The sequence below is a fragment of the Nonomuraea gerenzanensis genome (genome assembly GCF_020215645.1).
Taxonomy (GTDB): Bacteria; Actinomycetota; Actinomycetes; order Streptosporangiales; family Streptosporangiaceae; genus Nonomuraea; species Nonomuraea gerenzanensis.
This window is the reverse complement of record NZ_CP084058.1, coordinates 2,070,335-2,085,985: the sequence shown is the minus strand read 5'-3', so window position 1 is coordinate 2,085,985 and position 15,651 is coordinate 2,070,335. Positions and strand designations below refer to the sequence as shown.

General features: G+C 70.7%; 14 protein-coding genes. 3 read left to right on the top strand and 11 right to left on the bottom strand.

The genetic code is table 11. The annotated features are described in order from the left end of the window. Positions 1–26: 26 nt before the first annotated feature. Entirely contained in the window at positions 27–1,535 is a 1,509-nt protein-coding gene (locus LCN96_RS10165; protein WP_225272339.1) for an MFS transporter, read from the top strand. Position 1,536: 1 nt separating this feature from the next. Here the strand turns inward: LCN96_RS10165 and LCN96_RS10160 are convergent, their stop codons facing one another. The 8 genes from LCN96_RS10160 to LCN96_RS10125 form a co-directional block, all read right to left on the bottom strand. Then, complete coding sequence (locus LCN96_RS10160) at positions 1,537–2,448, bottom strand: serine hydrolase (RefSeq protein ID WP_225272338.1); 912 nt, start codon at positions 2,446–2,448, stop codon at positions 1,537–1,539. A 124-nt stretch (positions 2,449–2,572) separates the two neighbouring features. Next, a complete protein-coding gene (locus tag LCN96_RS10155; RefSeq protein WP_263657463.1) occupies positions 2,573–3,415 on the bottom strand; it encodes an alpha/beta hydrolase in 843 nt (280 codons plus the stop codon). 30 nt (positions 3,416–3,445) lie between these two features. Continuing rightward, complete coding sequence (locus tag LCN96_RS10150) at positions 3,446–4,840, bottom strand: NAD(P)/FAD-dependent oxidoreductase (protein WP_225275950.1); 1,395 nt, start codon at positions 4,838–4,840, stop codon at positions 3,446–3,448. 162 nt (positions 4,841–5,002) lie between these two features. Then, a complete protein-coding gene (locus LCN96_RS10145; protein ID WP_225272336.1) occupies positions 5,003–5,788 on the bottom strand; it encodes an ABC transporter permease in 786 nt (261 codons plus the stop codon). Further along, positions 5,785–6,636 carry an ABC transporter permease gene (locus LCN96_RS10140; protein ID WP_225272335.1) on the bottom strand — a complete coding sequence of 284 codons (852 nt, stop codon included), beginning with the start codon at positions 6,634–6,636 and terminating at the stop codon, positions 5,785–5,787. Before LCN96_RS10140 ends, LCN96_RS10145 begins: the two co-directional genes overlap by 4 nt. 3 nt (positions 6,637–6,639) lie before the next feature. Further along, positions 6,640–7,833, bottom strand: a complete 1,194-nt coding sequence (locus LCN96_RS10135; RefSeq protein WP_225272334.1) for a polyamine ABC transporter substrate-binding protein — start codon at positions 7,831–7,833, stop codon at positions 6,640–6,642. A gap of 30 nt (positions 7,834–7,863) precedes the next feature. Continuing rightward, on the bottom strand, positions 7,864–8,931 hold the full coding sequence (locus LCN96_RS10130; protein ID WP_225272333.1) for an ABC transporter ATP-binding protein: 1,068 nt from the start codon (positions 8,929–8,931) through the stop codon (positions 7,864–7,866). Between the two features lie 21 nt (positions 8,932–8,952). Then, complete coding sequence (locus LCN96_RS10125; protein ID WP_225272332.1) at positions 8,953–10,386, bottom strand: gamma-aminobutyraldehyde dehydrogenase; 1,434 nt, start codon at positions 10,384–10,386, stop codon at positions 8,953–8,955. A gap of 202 nt (positions 10,387–10,588) precedes the next feature. On the opposite strand from LCN96_RS10125, the gene LCN96_RS10120 reads away from it, so the two are divergent. Further along, positions 10,589–11,083: an Lrp/AsnC family transcriptional regulator gene (locus LCN96_RS10120; RefSeq protein WP_225272331.1), complete on the top strand. Its 495-nt coding sequence runs from the start codon at positions 10,589–10,591 to the stop codon at positions 11,081–11,083. Here the strand turns inward: LCN96_RS10120 and LCN96_RS10115 are convergent. Genes LCN96_RS10115 through speB form a run of 3 tightly spaced genes read right to left on the bottom strand, consistent with a single transcriptional unit; the run spans position 11,080 to position 14,122 of the window. Continuing rightward, the gene (locus LCN96_RS10115; protein ID WP_225272330.1) at positions 11,080–11,691 is read right to left on the bottom strand and encodes a cyclase family protein; all 612 of its coding nucleotides are present in this window, start codon (positions 11,689–11,691) and stop codon (positions 11,080–11,082) included. The two genes, LCN96_RS10120 and LCN96_RS10115, sit on opposite strands and share 4 nt — an antisense overlap. Then, positions 11,688–13,193 (bottom strand): purine-cytosine permease family protein, encoded by a 1,506-nt coding sequence (locus tag LCN96_RS10110; RefSeq protein ID WP_225272329.1) that lies wholly within the window; start codon positions 13,191–13,193, stop codon positions 11,688–11,690. Before LCN96_RS10110 ends, LCN96_RS10115 begins: the two co-directional genes overlap by 4 nt. Continuing rightward, positions 13,190–14,122 (bottom strand): agmatinase, encoded by a 933-nt coding sequence (gene speB / locus LCN96_RS10105; protein ID WP_225272328.1) that lies wholly within the window; start codon positions 14,120–14,122, stop codon positions 13,190–13,192. Before speB ends, LCN96_RS10110 begins: the two co-directional genes overlap by 4 nt. A 70-nt stretch (positions 14,123–14,192) precedes the next feature. On the opposite strand from speB, the gene LCN96_RS10100 reads away from it, so the two are divergent. Then, positions 14,193–15,650 carry a PucR family transcriptional regulator gene (locus tag LCN96_RS10100; protein WP_225272327.1) on the top strand — a complete coding sequence of 486 codons (1,458 nt, stop codon included), beginning with the start codon at positions 14,193–14,195 and terminating at the stop codon, positions 15,648–15,650. Position 15,651 lies beyond the last annotated feature (1 nt).

The following is a 15,651-nucleotide window of genomic DNA, read 5'->3' as shown; positions in this document are numbered from 1 at the left end:
CAGCCGCGCCGATCACAGTGTGCGGCATGAAGAACAAATGGTCCTGCCTGGCCGTCGCCTGCCTGGCCACGCTGCTGCTCTCCCTCGACCTCACGGTCCTGCACCTGGCCCTGCCCCGGCTGGTGGCCGACCTCGGCGCGAGCTCCACGCAACTGCTGTGGATCGGCGACATGTACGGCTTCGCGCTGGCGGGCCTGCTCGTCACCATGGGCAACGTGGGCGACCGCATCGGCCGCAAGCGCCTGCTCCTGATCGGGACCGTGGCCTTCGGCGCCGCCTCCGCGATCACCGCGTACGCGCCCACCCCGGAGCTGCTGATCGCGGCCAGGGCGCTGCTCGGCGTGGCCGGCGCCACGATCATGCCCTCGACCCTGTCGATCATCCGCAACGTGTTCACCGACCCGGGCGAGCGTACCGCGGCCATCGGCGTCTGGAGCGGGATGAGCGCGGCGGGCTTCGCCATCGGCCCCGTGGTCGGCGGGCTGCTGCTCGACCACTTCTGGTGGGGCTCGGTCTTCCTGATCAACGTGCCGATCATGGCGCTGGTGCTGGTCGCGGGCCTCCTGGTGCTGCCGGAGTCGCGCAACCCGGACGCGGGACGGCTCGACCTGGCCAGCGTGGCGCTGTCGTTCGCCGGGATCGTGGCCGTCGTCTACGCGGTCAAGGAGGCGGCGCACCAGGGTGTCGGGCGCGCCGACGTGCTGCTGGCGGGCCTGGCAGGGGTGGCGCTGCTGGCGCTGTTCGGCTGGCGGCAGACCAGGCTGCCCGAGCCGCTCATCGACGTGCGGCTGTTCGCGCGCCGGGCGTTCAGCGCCTCGATCCTGACGAACCTGCTGGCGATCTTCGCCATGTCGGCCATGATGCTGATGTTCGCCTGGTACCTGCAGCTCGTGCTCGGCTGGTCGCCGCTGCAGGCGGGCCTGGCCCAGCTCCCCGGCGGGCTGAGCGGCGCGGTGGGCGGGGTGCTGGCCGCCAAGCTCATCCCCTACCTCGGCAGGAACGGCGTGGTCGCGCTGGGCCTGGCCATGAACGCGGGCTCGTTCCTCTACTACGCCACGCTCAGCACCGAGCTGAACTACCTGGCGCTGCTGCCCGTCATGGTGGTGGGCGGCATGGGCGTCGGGTTCGCGTTCACCGTCAACAACGACAACGTGCTCGCCACGGCGCCACGGCAGCGTGCGGGGGCCGCCGCCGCGGTGTCGGAGACCGCGTTCGAGCTGGGGGCGGCGCTCGGTATCGCGATCCTGGGCACGGTGCTGACCAGCGCCTACCGGGCCAACCTGGAGCTTCCGGCGGGGGTGCCGGGCGAGGCCGCCGGCGAGTCGCTCGCCGGCGCGCTCGGCGTGGCCGCCACCCTGCCCGCCGGGCAGGCCGACGCGCTCGTGCGGGCGGCGCAGGCGGCCTTCCTCGACGGCGTGCACCTGACCTCGCTCGTCACGGCGGGCCTGCTGGTCGCGGTGGCGGTGCTCGCGCTGGTGGGGCTGCGCGGCGTGCCGAAGGTCATCCCGGAGGACGTCCTGGCCGGCGCACGCTAGCTCAGGCGAAGGGGTTGCGCGGGCAGGAGCGGGTGGTGGTCGGGGTCAGGCCGTCCAGGCGCTGTCCGATCATCCGGGCGACGCCCTCGATGGTCTGGATCCCCGTGCCCTCGCCCGGCTGCCGGTCCGTCTGCACCGACAGCAGCAGGTCGCGCCCCGGCCCCACCACGCGGCCGTAGCTGGTCACGGCCCAGGTGTGGTGGATGAACGGCCGGGGGGTCCATCCGTTCTTGAGCGCCACCCGGTCACCGGGCCTGGCGGCGGCGCTGACGCCCCACGCCTGGTCCCGCTGCACCCGCTCCATCAGCCCGAGCACCATCCCCCTGTCGGCGGCGGTCAGCCGCCCCTTTCCGCCCTTGATCAGCACCTTCAGCAGGCGGATCCGGTCGGCGGGGCTGGTGTTGGTGCCGCCCCAGAACTTGCTGGGCCCCGGCGTGGTCTCCTTGAGCCCGATCCTGGCGTAGAAGTCGCTCATGGCCCCGCCGCCGCCGACCCGCGACCACAGCGCGTCGGCGGCGCTGTTGTCGCTCTCCCTGATCATGCGGGAGGCCAGGTCGCGCTCACCCTCGCCGAGGCGGGAGTCGCGGCCGGCCAGCAGCGCGGCCAGGATGTCCACCTTGGCGCCGCTGGCGGTGATCATGTCGTGCTGGTGCTCCCCCAGGCCCAGCCGGATCCCGGTCTCCAGGTCCTGGGCGCCGTAGACGACGCGGCCCGGCCGGCCGCGCACGTACGCGGCGAGATCGCGTTCGAGCCGGGCCCTGGCCGCCCCGGCCGCCCGGTCGTCACGGAGTTTCAGCACGCACCGCGCGACCTTGACCGGCGGCTCCACGGCGGCGGGCACGACCGGCGCGCTGCCCGCCCCGCAACCGGCCGCGACCGCCAGCACCGGCCAGGCCATCCACTTCCCACGCACGCGCGAACCCCCGTGAAGTCGTCGGGGGTCGTACGCATGATGCCCGGCCCTGCGGCCCCGCCATCACCCTGCCCAGCACGCCAGGCGGTTTCCTGGCGAGACCTTCAGCACGACCTTGCCGGGCTCAGAGGTGCCCGGTCAGGAAATCGGCGGTCGCGTCCACGGCCTGGGTGACGTACGGCTCGCGGTCGTACAGGTCGATGTGCTGCTTGGCGTCCACCCAGACGATCCGCTTGGGCTGGTCGAGCCGCTTGAACACCTCCTCCGCCCCCTCGGGCGCGCAGAACCGGTCCACCAGCCCGTGCACGATCAGCCCCGGCTTCGGCGACAGGAAGTCGCTGCCCGTCATGTTGTCCAGGGTGAGCAGTTCGAGCACGCTCGCCCTGGTCACCTCGTTCGACCAGTGCGGTGAGGCGCCGCGCTCGCCGCCGTAGTAGGCGTACGGCTCGTCGCCGGGCATCGCGGCCTCGCCCTGCCCGGCGACCGCGGGCAGGTACTCGACGGGCCCGCCGAGGTCCTGCCGCTCCAGGACGTCCAGGTAGGGCGCCAGGTCCGCGCCGCGCATCGCGTACGGGTTGTTGTAGGCCCCGGCGATCCCCGCGAACGCCTTCACCCGGGGGTCGAAGGCGGCGAACTTCAGCGCGTACCCGCCGCCGAGGCAGATGCCGACCGCCCCGATCCGCTCCCGGTCCACCTCGGGCCGCGACCGCAGGAACGACACCGCCGCCCGCAGGTCGTGCAGCTTGCCCTGCGGGTCCTCGTGGTGGCGCGGGAGGCCCTCGGACTCGCCCCAGTTGCGGTGGTCGAAGGCCAGCGTGGCGTAGCCGCGCTCGGCCAGCCGGGCCGCGTACAGGCCGGTGACCTGGTCGCGCACCCCGGTGAACGGCCCCGTGAACACCAGCCCCGGCCACGGCCCCACGCCGTCCGGCACCCGCAGGTCGCCGGCCAGCGTGAGACCGTCAACCACGAATTCCACTCTCATACGCACAAGTGTGCGCTACGAGTCGAACCCGAGGCCCATCCGGTCGAGCGCGCGCAGCCACAGGTTGCGCCTGCCCTGGTGCTGGTCGGCCTGCGCGATCGACCAGCGGGTGAACTGGATCACCCCCGAACGCACCGGCTCGGGCGGGAACGGGACCGGCTTCTCCTTCACCATCCGCAGCTCGGTGCGGTCGGTGGGCTTGCCCGACAGCAGGTCCAGCATGACGTTGGCGCCGAACCGGGTGGCGCCGACGCCCATGCCGGTGTAGCCGGCGGCGTAGACCAGCCGCCCGCCGTGCGCCTGCCCGTAGAACGCGCTGAACCGGCTGCACGTGTCGATCACGCCGCCCCACCTGTGGGTGAAGCGCACCCCGTCGAGCTGCGGGAAGGTGTCGTAGAAGTGCCGCGCGAGCTTGACGAACGTCTCGTCGCGCTGGTCGTACTCCGGCTTGACCAGGCCCCCGTTGTAGTAGACGGCGTCGTAGCCGCCCCACAGGATCCGGTTGTCGTCGGTCAGCCGGTAGTAGTGGAACTGGTTGCCCGAATCGCCGACGCCCTGCCTGTTGCGCCAGCCCACCGCGTCGAGCTGGGCCCCGGTGAGGGGCTCGGTCATCAGCACGTAGTCGTACACCGGGACGACGAGGTGCCTGAGCCGCCGCAGCAGCGGCGGGAACACCCCGGTGCCCAACGCCACGTGGCGCGCGCCCACCGAGCCGTGCGGCGTGCGCAGGGTGATCGTCGTGCCGTCGTCGCTCAGCGAACGAACGGGACTGCGCTCGTGGACGCGTACGCCGAGCCGCAGGCAGGCCGCCCGCAGCCCCCACGCCAGCCGCGCCGGGTCGAGCATGGCGCAGCCGCTGCGCTCCCAGAGCCCGCCCAGGTAGGTCGGCGAGTTCACCTCGGCCCGCACCTGCTCCCTGTCGAGCGGCAGGTAGTCGAGGCCGAGGTCGGAGATCAGGTCGAGGTGCTCGTTGAGCCCGTCGAGCTGCCACTCCTCGGTGGCCACGTGCAGCTCGCCGGTGCGCTCGAAGGAGCAGTCGACGCCGTAGCGCTCCAGCGTGCGCTCGATCTCGTCGAGGTTGTCGACCCCCATGCGTTCGAGCCGGTCGATCTCCTCCGGCCACCGCTCCAGCCCGTTGGCCAGGCCGTGGGTGAGGGTCGCCATGCAGAAGCCGCCGTTGCGGCCGGTGGCCGCCCAGCCGATCCTGCGGCCCTCCAGCAGGACGACGTCCAGCGAGGGGTCACGTTCCTTGGCCATCAGGGCCGTCCACAGCCCCGAGAAGCCGCCGCCGACGACGACCAGGTCGGCGGTGGTGTGTCCGAAGAGCCGCGGTCGCGGCTCGGGTCTGGCCGGGCTGTCCAGCCAGTACGGCTTGCGCTCCGCGTCAGCCAGCGCCTTCAGCGGATCCACAAATCCCACTTCCCTTACGAAAGCTTGAGTTCTATGAAAATTGCGGGACCAAATAGGTGATCACGCGCGGGTTCCCCCCGCCGGAATCCGATCTCGCCTCCCTGTTCTTGGCCAAGCCGAAACCCCTCCGCGGCCTGCGGAGGGGAATCCGGAAGAATGCTCTCAGCTACGGCGGCGGGCCGCGACCGCGTTGCCGATCGCGATCAGCACCCCGATGCAGAAGATCAGCGTACCCATGACGTTGACCTGCGGCGGGATGCCGGTCTTGACCGCGCCGACGATCCACAGCGGGAAGGTCACGGTCGAGCCGTTGACGAAGCTGGTCACCACGTAGTCGTCGATGGACAGCGCGAAGGCGAGCATCCCGCCCGCCAGCACGCCCGGCATGATCGCCGGCAGCGTCACCTGCCGGAACGTGCCCCACGCCGTCGCGCCCAGGTCCCTGGCGGCCTCCTCCAGGGAGGGGTCCAGCGTGACGACCCGCGCCCGCACCGTGACCACCACGAACGACAGCGAGAACAGCACGTGCGCGATGATGATCGTGTTGCCGTCGCGCGGCACGTTGCCGGAGACGAACAGCGACAGCAGCGAGGCCCCCATGACGAGCTCGGGCGTGGAGATGGCGGCGAAGACCAGGAAGTTCGTCGCGCCCTGGCCGCGGAAGCGGTGCCTGCCGAGCGCCAGCCCCAGCATGGTGCCGATGACGACCGTGATGATCGTGCTGAGCAGGGCGATCACCAGCGAGTTCCACAGCGCGGTGGTCAGGTCGGAGATGTCGAACAGCTCGCTGTACCAGCGCAGGGTGAAGCCCTGCCAGGTGGTGTTCGACTTGCTCTTCTTGTCGTTGAACCCGAACAGGATCATCACGGCGATCGGCGACGACAGCCAGACGATGATCAGCCACGTGTAGATGTGCAGCAGCCGGTCGCCGGCTCGGATCCCTCTCATCGGGCCGCCGCCTCCAGCACGTTCTCCGTCCCCAGGGCGCGGGCGTAGATGAAGATCCCGACCAGCAGCACCGCCATCAGCGTGAAGGACAGCGCCGAGGCGGTCGGGTAGTCGAGGTTCGTCAGGTACTCGGTCTGGATGATGTTGCCGATCATCGTGGTGGACCTGCCGCCCAGTACGGCGGCGTTGATCGGGTCGGCCGTGGCCGGCACGAACGTCATCAGCACCCCGGCGAACACCCCCGGCAGCGACAGCGGCAGCACCACCCGGCGGAAGGCCGCCGCCCGCGTCGCGTACAGGTCCTGCGCCGCCTCCACCACCCGCGGGTCCACCCGCTCCAGCGCCACGTAGATCGGCAGGATCATGAACGGCAGGAAGTTGTACGTCAGCCCCGCGATCACCGCGAACGGCGTGGCCAGCACGTGGAAGTCGTCGGGCAGCAGCCCCCAGCCCTTCAGCGTGCCGAACAGGATGCCGTTGTCCGACAGCAGGAAGTTCCACGAGATCGTGCGCAGCACGAACGAGACGAAGAACGGCAGCAGGAGCAGGAACAGGTACATCGACTTGCGCGCCCCGCCCTTGAAGGCGATGAAGTACGCCACCGGGTACCCGATCACCAGCATGGCCACGGTGGCGAGCCCACCGTAGATCAGCGACCGGACGAGCTGGGTGCTGTAGCGGCCGAGCGCGTCGGAGTAGTTGGAGAAGCTGAACGTCATGGCGAAGCCGTCGATGGCGTTGCCGGTCTGCAGCGACACCGACGCCATCGCGACCATGGGCACGACCAGGAAGATCGCCAGCCACATCCAGCTCGGCAGGGCGAGCAGGTAGGGGGTGAGCCGCCGCATCGGTTACGCCTGGGTGATGGACTGGAAGATCGGGTTGAACACCTGCTCCTGCTGGGTGGTGAGCTGGGTGTAGTTGTGCAGCTTGGCGTAGTCGGACTCGGAGGGGAACATGAGCGGGCTGCCCACCATGTCCTCCAGCGCCTTCTTGTCCTCGCCCTTGGCCGTCCTGGCCTTCTCGCGCAGCAGGTCCTGCACGGCGGGGACCGGCGTGACGTACTGGATGTACTCGTCCAGCTCGGCGGCCACGGCCGGCTGGTAGAGGTAGTCCATCAGCATGAGGGCGTCCACCGGGTTGGCCGCGCCCTTGGGGATGAGCATGTTGTCGGTCCAGATCGTGCCGCCCTCGGCGGGCACCACGAACTTCACCGGCTCGCCGGCGAGCTGCCGCTGGAACACGTCGCCCGACCAGGCCATGGTCAGCCAGACGTCGCCCTTCGACACCGCATCGATGTACGACTGATCATAATATTTCCGGACAATTCCGGCGTCGCTCTGGGCCTTGAGCTTCTCCCCGGCCTTGCGCCAGTCCGCCTCCGTCGACTTCTCCGGCGCGATGCCCAGCGCGATCATGCCGAAGTTGGCGATCTCCTGAGCGTCGGCCATCATGCCGACCCGCCCCTTGTACTTGGGGTCGAACAGCGACTCGATGCTGGTGATCTCCTCCTTGACGAACTCGGTGTTGTACGCGATGCCGGTCACCCCGGAGGTGTAGGGCACCGTGTACTTGTTACCGGGGTCGTAGGAGCGCTCCTTGTACTTCTGCCCGGCGTTGGCCTGGAAGTTGGGCAGCTTGGAGTGGTCGAGCGGCACCACGTAACCCAGCTCGATCATGTGCTGGAGCTGGATGCCGTTGGTCATGACGACGATGTCGTAGCCCAGCGACTGGCCGGCGCGCAGCACGGGGTCGGCCTTGCCGAAGAACTCGGCGTTCTCCTGGATGACCTCCTTGTACTCGTACGCGATGCCGGTGTCCTGCTTGAACTTCTCCAGCGGGCCCTTGTCCTCGGGCATGTACTCGGGCCAGTTGGCGAAGACGACCTTGCCGTTCTTCTTCTGCTTGGCCCAGTAGTCGGCGACGGCGTCGGCCTTGGGCGGCGCCGCCTTCTGCCCCTGCACGCCGCAGGCGGCCAGGGCTAGCCCGGCGGCGGAGTAACCGGCCAGGCGGAAGACGTCACGACGGGTGCGGGGCTGCGTCATTCCACGCATGAAGGGGTTCATGGGGTGCTATCAACTTCCAATCACGTACGAGTGCTGCGCCTGCCACGACAGCCAGACGGAGTCGCCCCGCTCCGCCGTGGCCGTCGCGTCATGCGCGTTCTGCTGGAACACGGTGACCTCGGCCCCGTCAGCGAGACTCACCGCATAGCTGTTATACGTGCCCAGATACACCACTTCGGCCACGGTGCCCCGCACGGCGCTCAGCCCCTGCTCGGGCTCCTCCGTGCCGATGGTGATCTTCTCGGGCCGGACGGTCACCGTCACGTCGCCGTCGTGGCCCGGCACCAGCACCTTGCCGCCGCCGACCTTCAGCTCGCCGCCGGTCGCGGCGCCGGCGAGCAGGTTGGACGTGCCGATGAAGCCGGCCACGAAGGCCGTGGCGGGCCGCTCGTAGATCTCGCGCGGCCCGGCGAGCTGCTCGACCGCCCCGTCCTTCATGACGGCGATGCGGTCGCTCATGGTCAGCGCCTCGCTCTGGTCGTGCGTGACGTACACGAACGTGATGCCGACCTCGCGCTGGATGCGCTTGAGCTCGATCTGCATGGCCTGGCGCAGCTTGAGGTCGAGCGCGCCGAGCGGCTCGTCGAGCAGCAGCGCGCGCGGCTGGTTGACCAGCGCCCTGGCGAGCGCCACCCGCTGCTGCTGGCCGCCGGACAGGGCGCGCGGCAGGCGCTTCTCCCTGCCGGTCAGGCCGATGATCTCCAGCATCTCACCGACCCGCTGCCTGATCTCCGCCTGCGCGACCTTGCGCTGCTTGAGCCCGAAGGCCACGTTGTCCCAGACGCTCATGTGCGGGAAGAGCGCGTAGGACTGGAAGACCATGTTGACGTCGCGCTTGTTCGGCGGGACGTTCGTGACGTCCTGGCCGTAGAGTCTCACCACGCCCTTCGAGGGCGCCTCGAAGCCGGCGATCATCCTCATCGTGGTGGTCTTGCCGCAGCCGGAGGGGCCGAGGAGGGAGAAGAACTCCCCCTCCTCGATGCCCAGCGTCACGCCTTTGACCGCCTGGACGACCTCGCCATGCGAGTGATACTCCTTGACGACGTCCGCAAGCTCGATCGCACTCAGCCCGGTCATATCCAGGTTCGTTCCTTGCCGCTATTCGCCGATGTAGTGCATGACGTGCTTGACCCGGGTGTAGTCGTGCAGACCGAACACCGACAGGTCCTTGCCGTACCCGGAGTGCTTGAAGCCGCCGTGCGGCATCTCCGAGACGAAGGGGATGTGCGTGTTGACCCAGACGACACCGAAGTCGAGCCGGTTCGACATGCGCATGGCCCGGCCGTGGTCGGAGGTCCAGACCGAGCCGCTCAGGCCGTACTTGACGTCGTTGGCCTTGGCCAGGGCGTCGGCCTCGTCGGTGAACGTCTGGACGGTGATGACGGGGCCGAAGACCTCGTTCTGCACCATCTCGTCGTCCTGGCGCAGCCCGTCCACGATCGTCGGGGCGAAGAAGTAACCCTTGTCGCCGACGCGGTGGCCGCCCGTGAGGACCTTGGCGTGCGCGGGGACCCGGTCGATGAAGCCCTGGACCCTGGCGAGCTGGTTCTCGTTGTTGAGCGGGCCGTAGAGGGCCTCCTCGTTGCCCAGGTCGCCGGTGACGGTGCCGGCGGCGGCCTCGGTGAGCGCGGCCACGAACTCGTCGTGCACGCTCTCGTGCACCAGCACCCGGCAGGCGGCGGTGCAGTCCTGGCCGGCGTTGTAGAGGCCGGCGGTGGCGATGTCGGCGGCGGCCTTGCGCAGGTCCTTGACGTCCTCGAAGACCACGACGGGCGCCTTGCCGCCGAGCTCCAGGTGCACCCGCTTGAGGTCGTCGGCGGCGCTCTTGGCCACCGACATGCCCGCGCCGACCGAGCCGGTGATGGCCACCATGGCGGCGGTGGGGTGGCTGACGACCATGGCGCCGCTCTCGCGGTCGCCGGTGACGACGTTGAAGACGCCGGGCGGCAGCACCTCGCCGAGGATCTCGGCCAGCTTGAGCGTGGATACCGGGGTCGTGTCGGACGGCTTGAGCACGATCGTGTTGCCGGCCGCCAGCGCCGGGGCGATCTTCCAGACCGCCATCATCATCGGGTAGTTCCACGGCGTCACCTGGCCGACCACGCCGATCGGCTCGTGCCTGATGACGCTGGTGTGCTCGGCCAGGAACTCGCCGGCCGTCGGGCCCTCCAACGTGCGGGCCGCGCCCGCGAAGAAGCGGAAGTGGTCGGCGGCGACCGGCGTCTCGTCCTCGGCCATGCGGGCGCGGGGCTTGCCGGTGTTGCGGCACTCGGCCTCGTTGATCTCGTCGGCCCTGGCGTCGATCGCGTCGGCGACCTTGAGCAGCAGGTTCGCCCGCTCGCCCGGGGTGGTCCTGCCCCACGACTCGAAAGCGGCGGCCGCGGCGGCGAAGGCGGCGTCGATGTCCTCCTGACCCGAGACGGGAGCCTGGACGTAGGCCTCGCCCGTGCACGGATCGATGATGTCGGAGAATCGGCCGCTCTTGGCGTCCACGAACTCACCGTTGATGAAGTTCTGCAGACGGGTGGTCAAGGTTAACGACCTCCTCGTGAGGTGGCTGAGTTGCCGCGACTCTGACAGAGCAGATGCATCACGACAAGGGATTTCGTGGTGAAGATATCAAATTGCTACGAATTCGCTTGACAGACCGCGAAGAACTGACAACATGTCGCACCAGGACGGCAACCCGGCGGGAACGCCCCCGTAACGCCGGACCGCTAGGAGGATCCGACCGATGACGACGCCGCCCCGCGTACGCCGCAACAGCGCCGGCTCCGGCGGCCCGGTGGTGCTCGACGACCTGTCCAAGCAGATCATCGAGCAGCTCCAGGCCGATGGGCGCAAGCCGTACGCGGCGATCGGCAAGGCGGTCGGCCTGTCCGAGGCCGCCGTACGCCAGCGCGTCCAGCGGCTCCAGGACGCCGGCGTCATGCAGATCGTCGCGGTCACCGACCCGCTCACGCTCGGCTTCCCCCGGCAGGCCATGATCGGCGTCAACTGCGAGGGCGACCTGGAGAAGGTGGCCGACGAGCTGGCCGGCATCGAGGAGATCGACTACGTCGTGCTCACGGCGGGCTCCTTCGACGTGATCGTCGAGGTGGTCTGCGAGGGTGACGGGCACCTGCTGGAGATCCTCAGCAAGATCCGCGCCATCCCCGCCGTCCGGGCCACCGAGTCGTTCGTCTACCTCAAGCTGCGCAAGCAGACCTACTCCTGGGGCACCCGCTAGCCGACCCGGGCGACCGCCCGCACGGGCGAGCCGTCACCTCCGGCGATCCGCAGCGGGAACATCGACACCTCGATCTCCCGCTGCCCGATCAGCCGGTCGAGACCGGACAGGTTCTCGGCGATGACGGCGTGCGCGCGCAGCAGCGCCTCGTGCGCGGGGAAGGCGTCCGCGGGCGTCGGGTCCACGCTCAGCGCGTCGGTGCCCACTGTGCGCACGCCCCGCTCGACCAGCAGCGCGGCGGCCTCCGCGGTGAGGTACGGATGGCCGTGGCCGCCGAACGGCCAGCCTGTGGCCACCAGCACGATCACGCCCGCGCGCACCTCCTCGAACAACTCGGGACCGATCACCGGCCCCCGCCCCCTGGCGTCCACCACCGTGGCGGGCCCGTGGAAGCGCTCCAGCGGCAGCTCGTCCAGCGTCGGCAGGGAGTCGTCGAGGTGGTAGGGCGCGTCCACGTGGGTGCCGGAGTGGGAGCCGAGGTGCAGGCCCAGCACGTTCACGCCGTCGCGGGCCACGGTGAGCGCCGGGCCGACCGAGACCTCCGGGTCGCCCGGGTAGACGGGCATCCCGGTCTCGATCGGCACCGACAGGTCGATCAGGCGCGTCACGTCGCCGGCTCCACGATGGGCAGCACCGGCGTGTCGGCCGAGCGGACCAGGCGCGGCCCGTCGGGGCCGTAGACCTCGCGCGGCTCGGGGAAGAGCGCCAGCAGCACGAGGTAGAGCAGCCCCGCCACGGCCAGGCCGACCGGCAGCGAGATGTCCACGCCGCCCGCGAGGTTCCCCAGCGGCCCGACGAACTGCCCGGGCAGGTTGACGAACATCAGCGCCAGCCCGGCGGAGACCAGCCAGGCGCTCAGCCCGCGCCAGTTCCAGCCGTGCGTGAACCAGTAGCGGCCGCCGCGCTGGCGCCGGTTGAACACCTGCAGCGCCTCCGGGTCGTACCAGCCGCGGCGCGTCACGTACCCGAGCATCATGATCACCATCCAGGGGGCCGTACACGTGATGATCAGTGTGGCGAACGTGGAGATGCTCTGGGTGAGGTTGGCCGCGAAACGCCCGACGAAGATGAACACGATCGACAACACGCCGATGAAGACCGTGGCCTGCACCCGGGAGAAGCGCGGGAAGACGCTGGAGAAGTCCAGGCCGGTGCCGTACAGCGAGGTCGTGCCGGTGGACATGCCGCCGATCAGGGCGATCAGGCAGACGGGCACGAAGTACCAGCCAGGGGAGACGGCCAGCAGGCCGCCGACGTAGTTGGGGGCGGCCGGGTCCACGTACTCGGCGGCCTTCGTGGCGATGATCGAGGCGGTGGCCAGGCCGAAGAAGAACGGCAGGATGGTGGCGAGCTGCGACAGGAACGCCGCCGCCATCACCCGCCCGCGCGGCGTGTTCGCCGGGATGTAGCGGGACCAGTCGCCCAGGAAGGCGCCGAACGAGACCGGGTTCGACAGCACGATCAGGGCCGCGCCGATGAACGAGGGCCAGAACAGCGCGTCACCCGGCTTGACCGCCCCGGCGTAGGACGGGTCGAAGTCGCCGGCGAAGGCGAAGACGCCCAGCACGAACAGCAGTGACGCCGCCGCGACCGCGATCTTGTTCACGAACAGCATGAAGCGGAAGCCGTACACGCAGACCACGAGCACGAGGACGGCGAAGAGGCCGTAGGCGACCCCGTACGTCAGGTCGGTGTCCGGCAGCCCCGCCAGCCGGTGCGCGCCGCCCACGAGCGCGTCGCCCGACGACCACACCGAGATCGAGAAGAACGCGATCGCGGTCAGCAGCGACAGGAACGAGCCCACGACCCGGCCGTGCACGCCCAGGTGCGCCGAGGAGGAGACGGCGTTGTTGGTGCCGTTGAGCGGCCCGAACAGCGACAGCGGCGCCAGGATCAGCGCCCCCGCCACCAGCCCGAGCACGGTGGCGGCCAGGCCGTGCCAGAACGACAGGCCGAACAGGATGGGAAAGGCGCCGAGCACGCAGGTCGCGAACGTGTTGGCGCCACCGAAGGCGACCCTGAACAGGTCGACGGGGCGGGCGGTGCGGTCGGCGTCGGGGATGCGCTCGACGCCGTAGGTCTCGATCTCCGTGAGGGAGCCGCTGCTCATGTCTTCTCCTGGAGCGCCAGCAGGCTGACGAGGTCGTAGGCCACGTGGGAGGCGGCGATCGAGGTGATCTCCGCGTGGTCGTAGGCGGGGGCCACCTCGACCACGTCGGCCCCGATCAGGTTGAGCCCGGCCAGGCCGCGCAGGATCTCCAGCAGCTCGCGGCTGGTGAGCCCGCCCGCCTCGGGGGTGCCCGTGCCGGGGGCGTGGGCGGGGTCGAGCACGTCGATGTCGATGGACAGGTACAGGGGGCGCTCGCCGACCCGCTGCCGCAGCAGGTCGATCACCTCGTCCAGCCCGCGCCGCAGCACGTCGGCCGCGGTCACGATGCCGAACCCGAGCCGCCGGTCCTCCTCCAGGTCCTTCTTACCGTACAGGGAGCCCCTGATCCCGACGTGGCTGAGCGCCTCGGTGTCGAGGAGGCCCTCCTCCACGGCCCGCCGGAACGGGGTGCCGTGCGTGTACTCGGCCCCGAAGTAGGTGTCCCACGTGTCGAGGTGCGCGTCGAAGTGCACCAGCGCCACGGGGCCGTGCTTCCTGGCCGCCGAGCGCAGCAGCGGCAGCGCGATCGTGTGGTCGCCGCCGATGGTGACCAGCCTGGCATCCAGGTCGTCGGCCGCGCCCTCGATGGTCTCGATGGCGGCGCCGATGTCGAACGGGTTGACCGCGATGTCGCCGGCGTCGGCGACCTGCGCCCGCTCGAACGGGGACACGTCCAGCCCCGGGTGGTAGGGCCGCAGCAGCCGGGACGCCTCCCGTACGGCGGCGGGGCCGAACCGGGCGCCGGGCCGGTAGGAGACGCCGGTGTCGAAGGGCACGCCCACCACCGCCACGTCGGCCCGCTCCACCTGGTCGAGGCGGGGCAGGCGGGCGAAGGTGGCGGGGCCCGCGAAGCGCGGGACCTTGCTGGAGTCGACGGGGCCGAGGTTCATGCGCCTCAGTGTTCGTCACGCTTCTGACCTGCGGCAATTGTGGTCATCACGAAGTATTACGGTGTGTGTTGTGGCCGACCACAAACTGACCGTGGAGGATCTCCTCCGCTCCCCCGCACTCCAGCTCCGCGTGCTCGCGGGCGAGGCCGGGCTGTCCCGCTCGGTGTCGTGGGCGCACGTGAGCGAGCTGGACGACCCGACGCCGTGGCTGCTCGGCGCCGAGGTCATCATGACCACCGGTCTCGGCGTGCCCCGCACGGCCGCCAGGCAGCGGGCCTACCTGGAGCGGCTCGACGACGCCGGCGTCTCGGCGCTCGCCCTGTCGGCCCAGCTGCACGTGCCGCCGCTGCACCCGGCCTTCTTCGAGGCAGCCGAGGAGCGCGGCATGCCGGTGCTGGAGGTGCCGCTGGCGGTCCCGTTCATCGCGATCGCGCAGGAGGTGGCCGCCGCGCTCCAGGAGGACGCCAGCCACCGCCTCGGCGCCCAGCTCCAGGTGTTCGGGGCGCTGCGCTGGCTGGCCGCCGAAGACCTCGACACGGCCACGCTCTTCAAGCGCCTGGAGCGCCTGTCCGGCTACGACGTCTACCTGTCCACCCGCTCGGGCCGCCCCCTCCTGCCGGGCGTGCCCGTCCCCGCGCTGGACGTCCTGCCCGCCACGCCCGACGCGCCGCCCACGATCCCCGGCGGCTTCGTGCTGCCGGTCTCGGCGCCCGGCGGCCCGGCGGGCTACCTGGTGGCCTTCGAGCGCGAGGGCGCCCGCCCCGCCGGCCTGGCCGTGGTCCAGCACATCGCCACGGTGGCCGCGCTCCAGGTCGCGATGGCCAGGCACGAGCGCGAGACCCTGCGCAGGGAGGGCGCCGAGACGCTGGCCGAGCTGCTGCAGGATCTCCTCGACCCGCCGGCGGCCCGCCGCCGCCTGGCCCGCCTCGGCCTGTCCATGGACGCCGACGCGGTGCTGCTCGTGGTGCGCGGCGTGCCCGACGACGCCCTGCGCCGCGCCCTGGACGACCTGCCGCACCTCATGCTGCGCCGCGGTGACGACCACTACCTGCTGGGCCCCCCGGCGCTCGGCCCCGCCGTCGCCGGGGTGCCGGGGGTGGCCGCCGGGATGAGCCGGCCGTTCCCGCCCGGGGAGCCGCTGCGGGTGGCCCAGCGGGAGGCGGCCTGGGCGGCCACCCACGCCGCCGAGTCGGGCAGCACGCTGGTCGTGTACGGCGACGACACGACCGGGCGGTGGCTGCCCGAGGATCCGGCCACGCTGGCCGCGCTGGTGGACTACGTGCTGGGCAGGGTGCTGGCCTACGACGAGGCGCACCGGTCGCAGCTGCTGGTCTCCGTGCGCACCTGGCTGGAGCACAACCGCCACGTGCGCGACGCCGCCGCCGCCCTGCACGTCCATCCCAACACCCTGGCCTACCGGCTGCGCAGGTTCAGCGAGCTCAGCGGCAGGGACCTCGAGTCCAGCGCGGCCTTCGCCGAGGTCTGGCTGGCCATCCGCGCGGCCGGCCAGCTCGGGCTCAGCACCTGAC

Coding starts and splice junctions, on each gene's coding strand:
- LCN96_RS10165 (WP_225272339.1), top strand. CDS start 27: ATGAAGAACAAATGGTCCTGCCTGGCCGTCGCCTGCCTGGCCACGCTG.
- LCN96_RS10145 (WP_225272336.1), bottom strand. CDS start 5,788: ATGAGAGGGATCCGAGCCGGCGACCGGCTGCTGCACATCTACACGTGG.
- LCN96_RS10140 (WP_225272335.1), bottom strand. CDS start 6,636: ATGCGGCGGCTCACCCCCTACCTGCTCGCCCTGCCGAGCTGGATGTGG.
- LCN96_RS10135 (WP_225272334.1), bottom strand. CDS start 7,833: ATGACGCAGCCCCGCACCCGTCGTGACGTCTTCCGCCTGGCCGGTTAC.
- LCN96_RS10130 (WP_225272333.1), bottom strand. CDS start 8,931: ATGACCGGGCTGAGTGCGATCGAGCTTGCGGACGTCGTCAAGGAGTAT.
- LCN96_RS10120 (WP_225272331.1), top strand. CDS start 10,589: ATGACGACGCCGCCCCGCGTACGCCGCAACAGCGCCGGCTCCGGCGGC.
- LCN96_RS10110 (WP_225272329.1), bottom strand. CDS start 13,193: ATGAGCAGCGGCTCCCTCACGGAGATCGAGACCTACGGCGTCGAGCGC.
- speB (WP_225272328.1), bottom strand. CDS start 14,122: ATGAACCTCGGCCCCGTCGACTCCAGCAAGGTCCCGCGCTTCGCGGGC.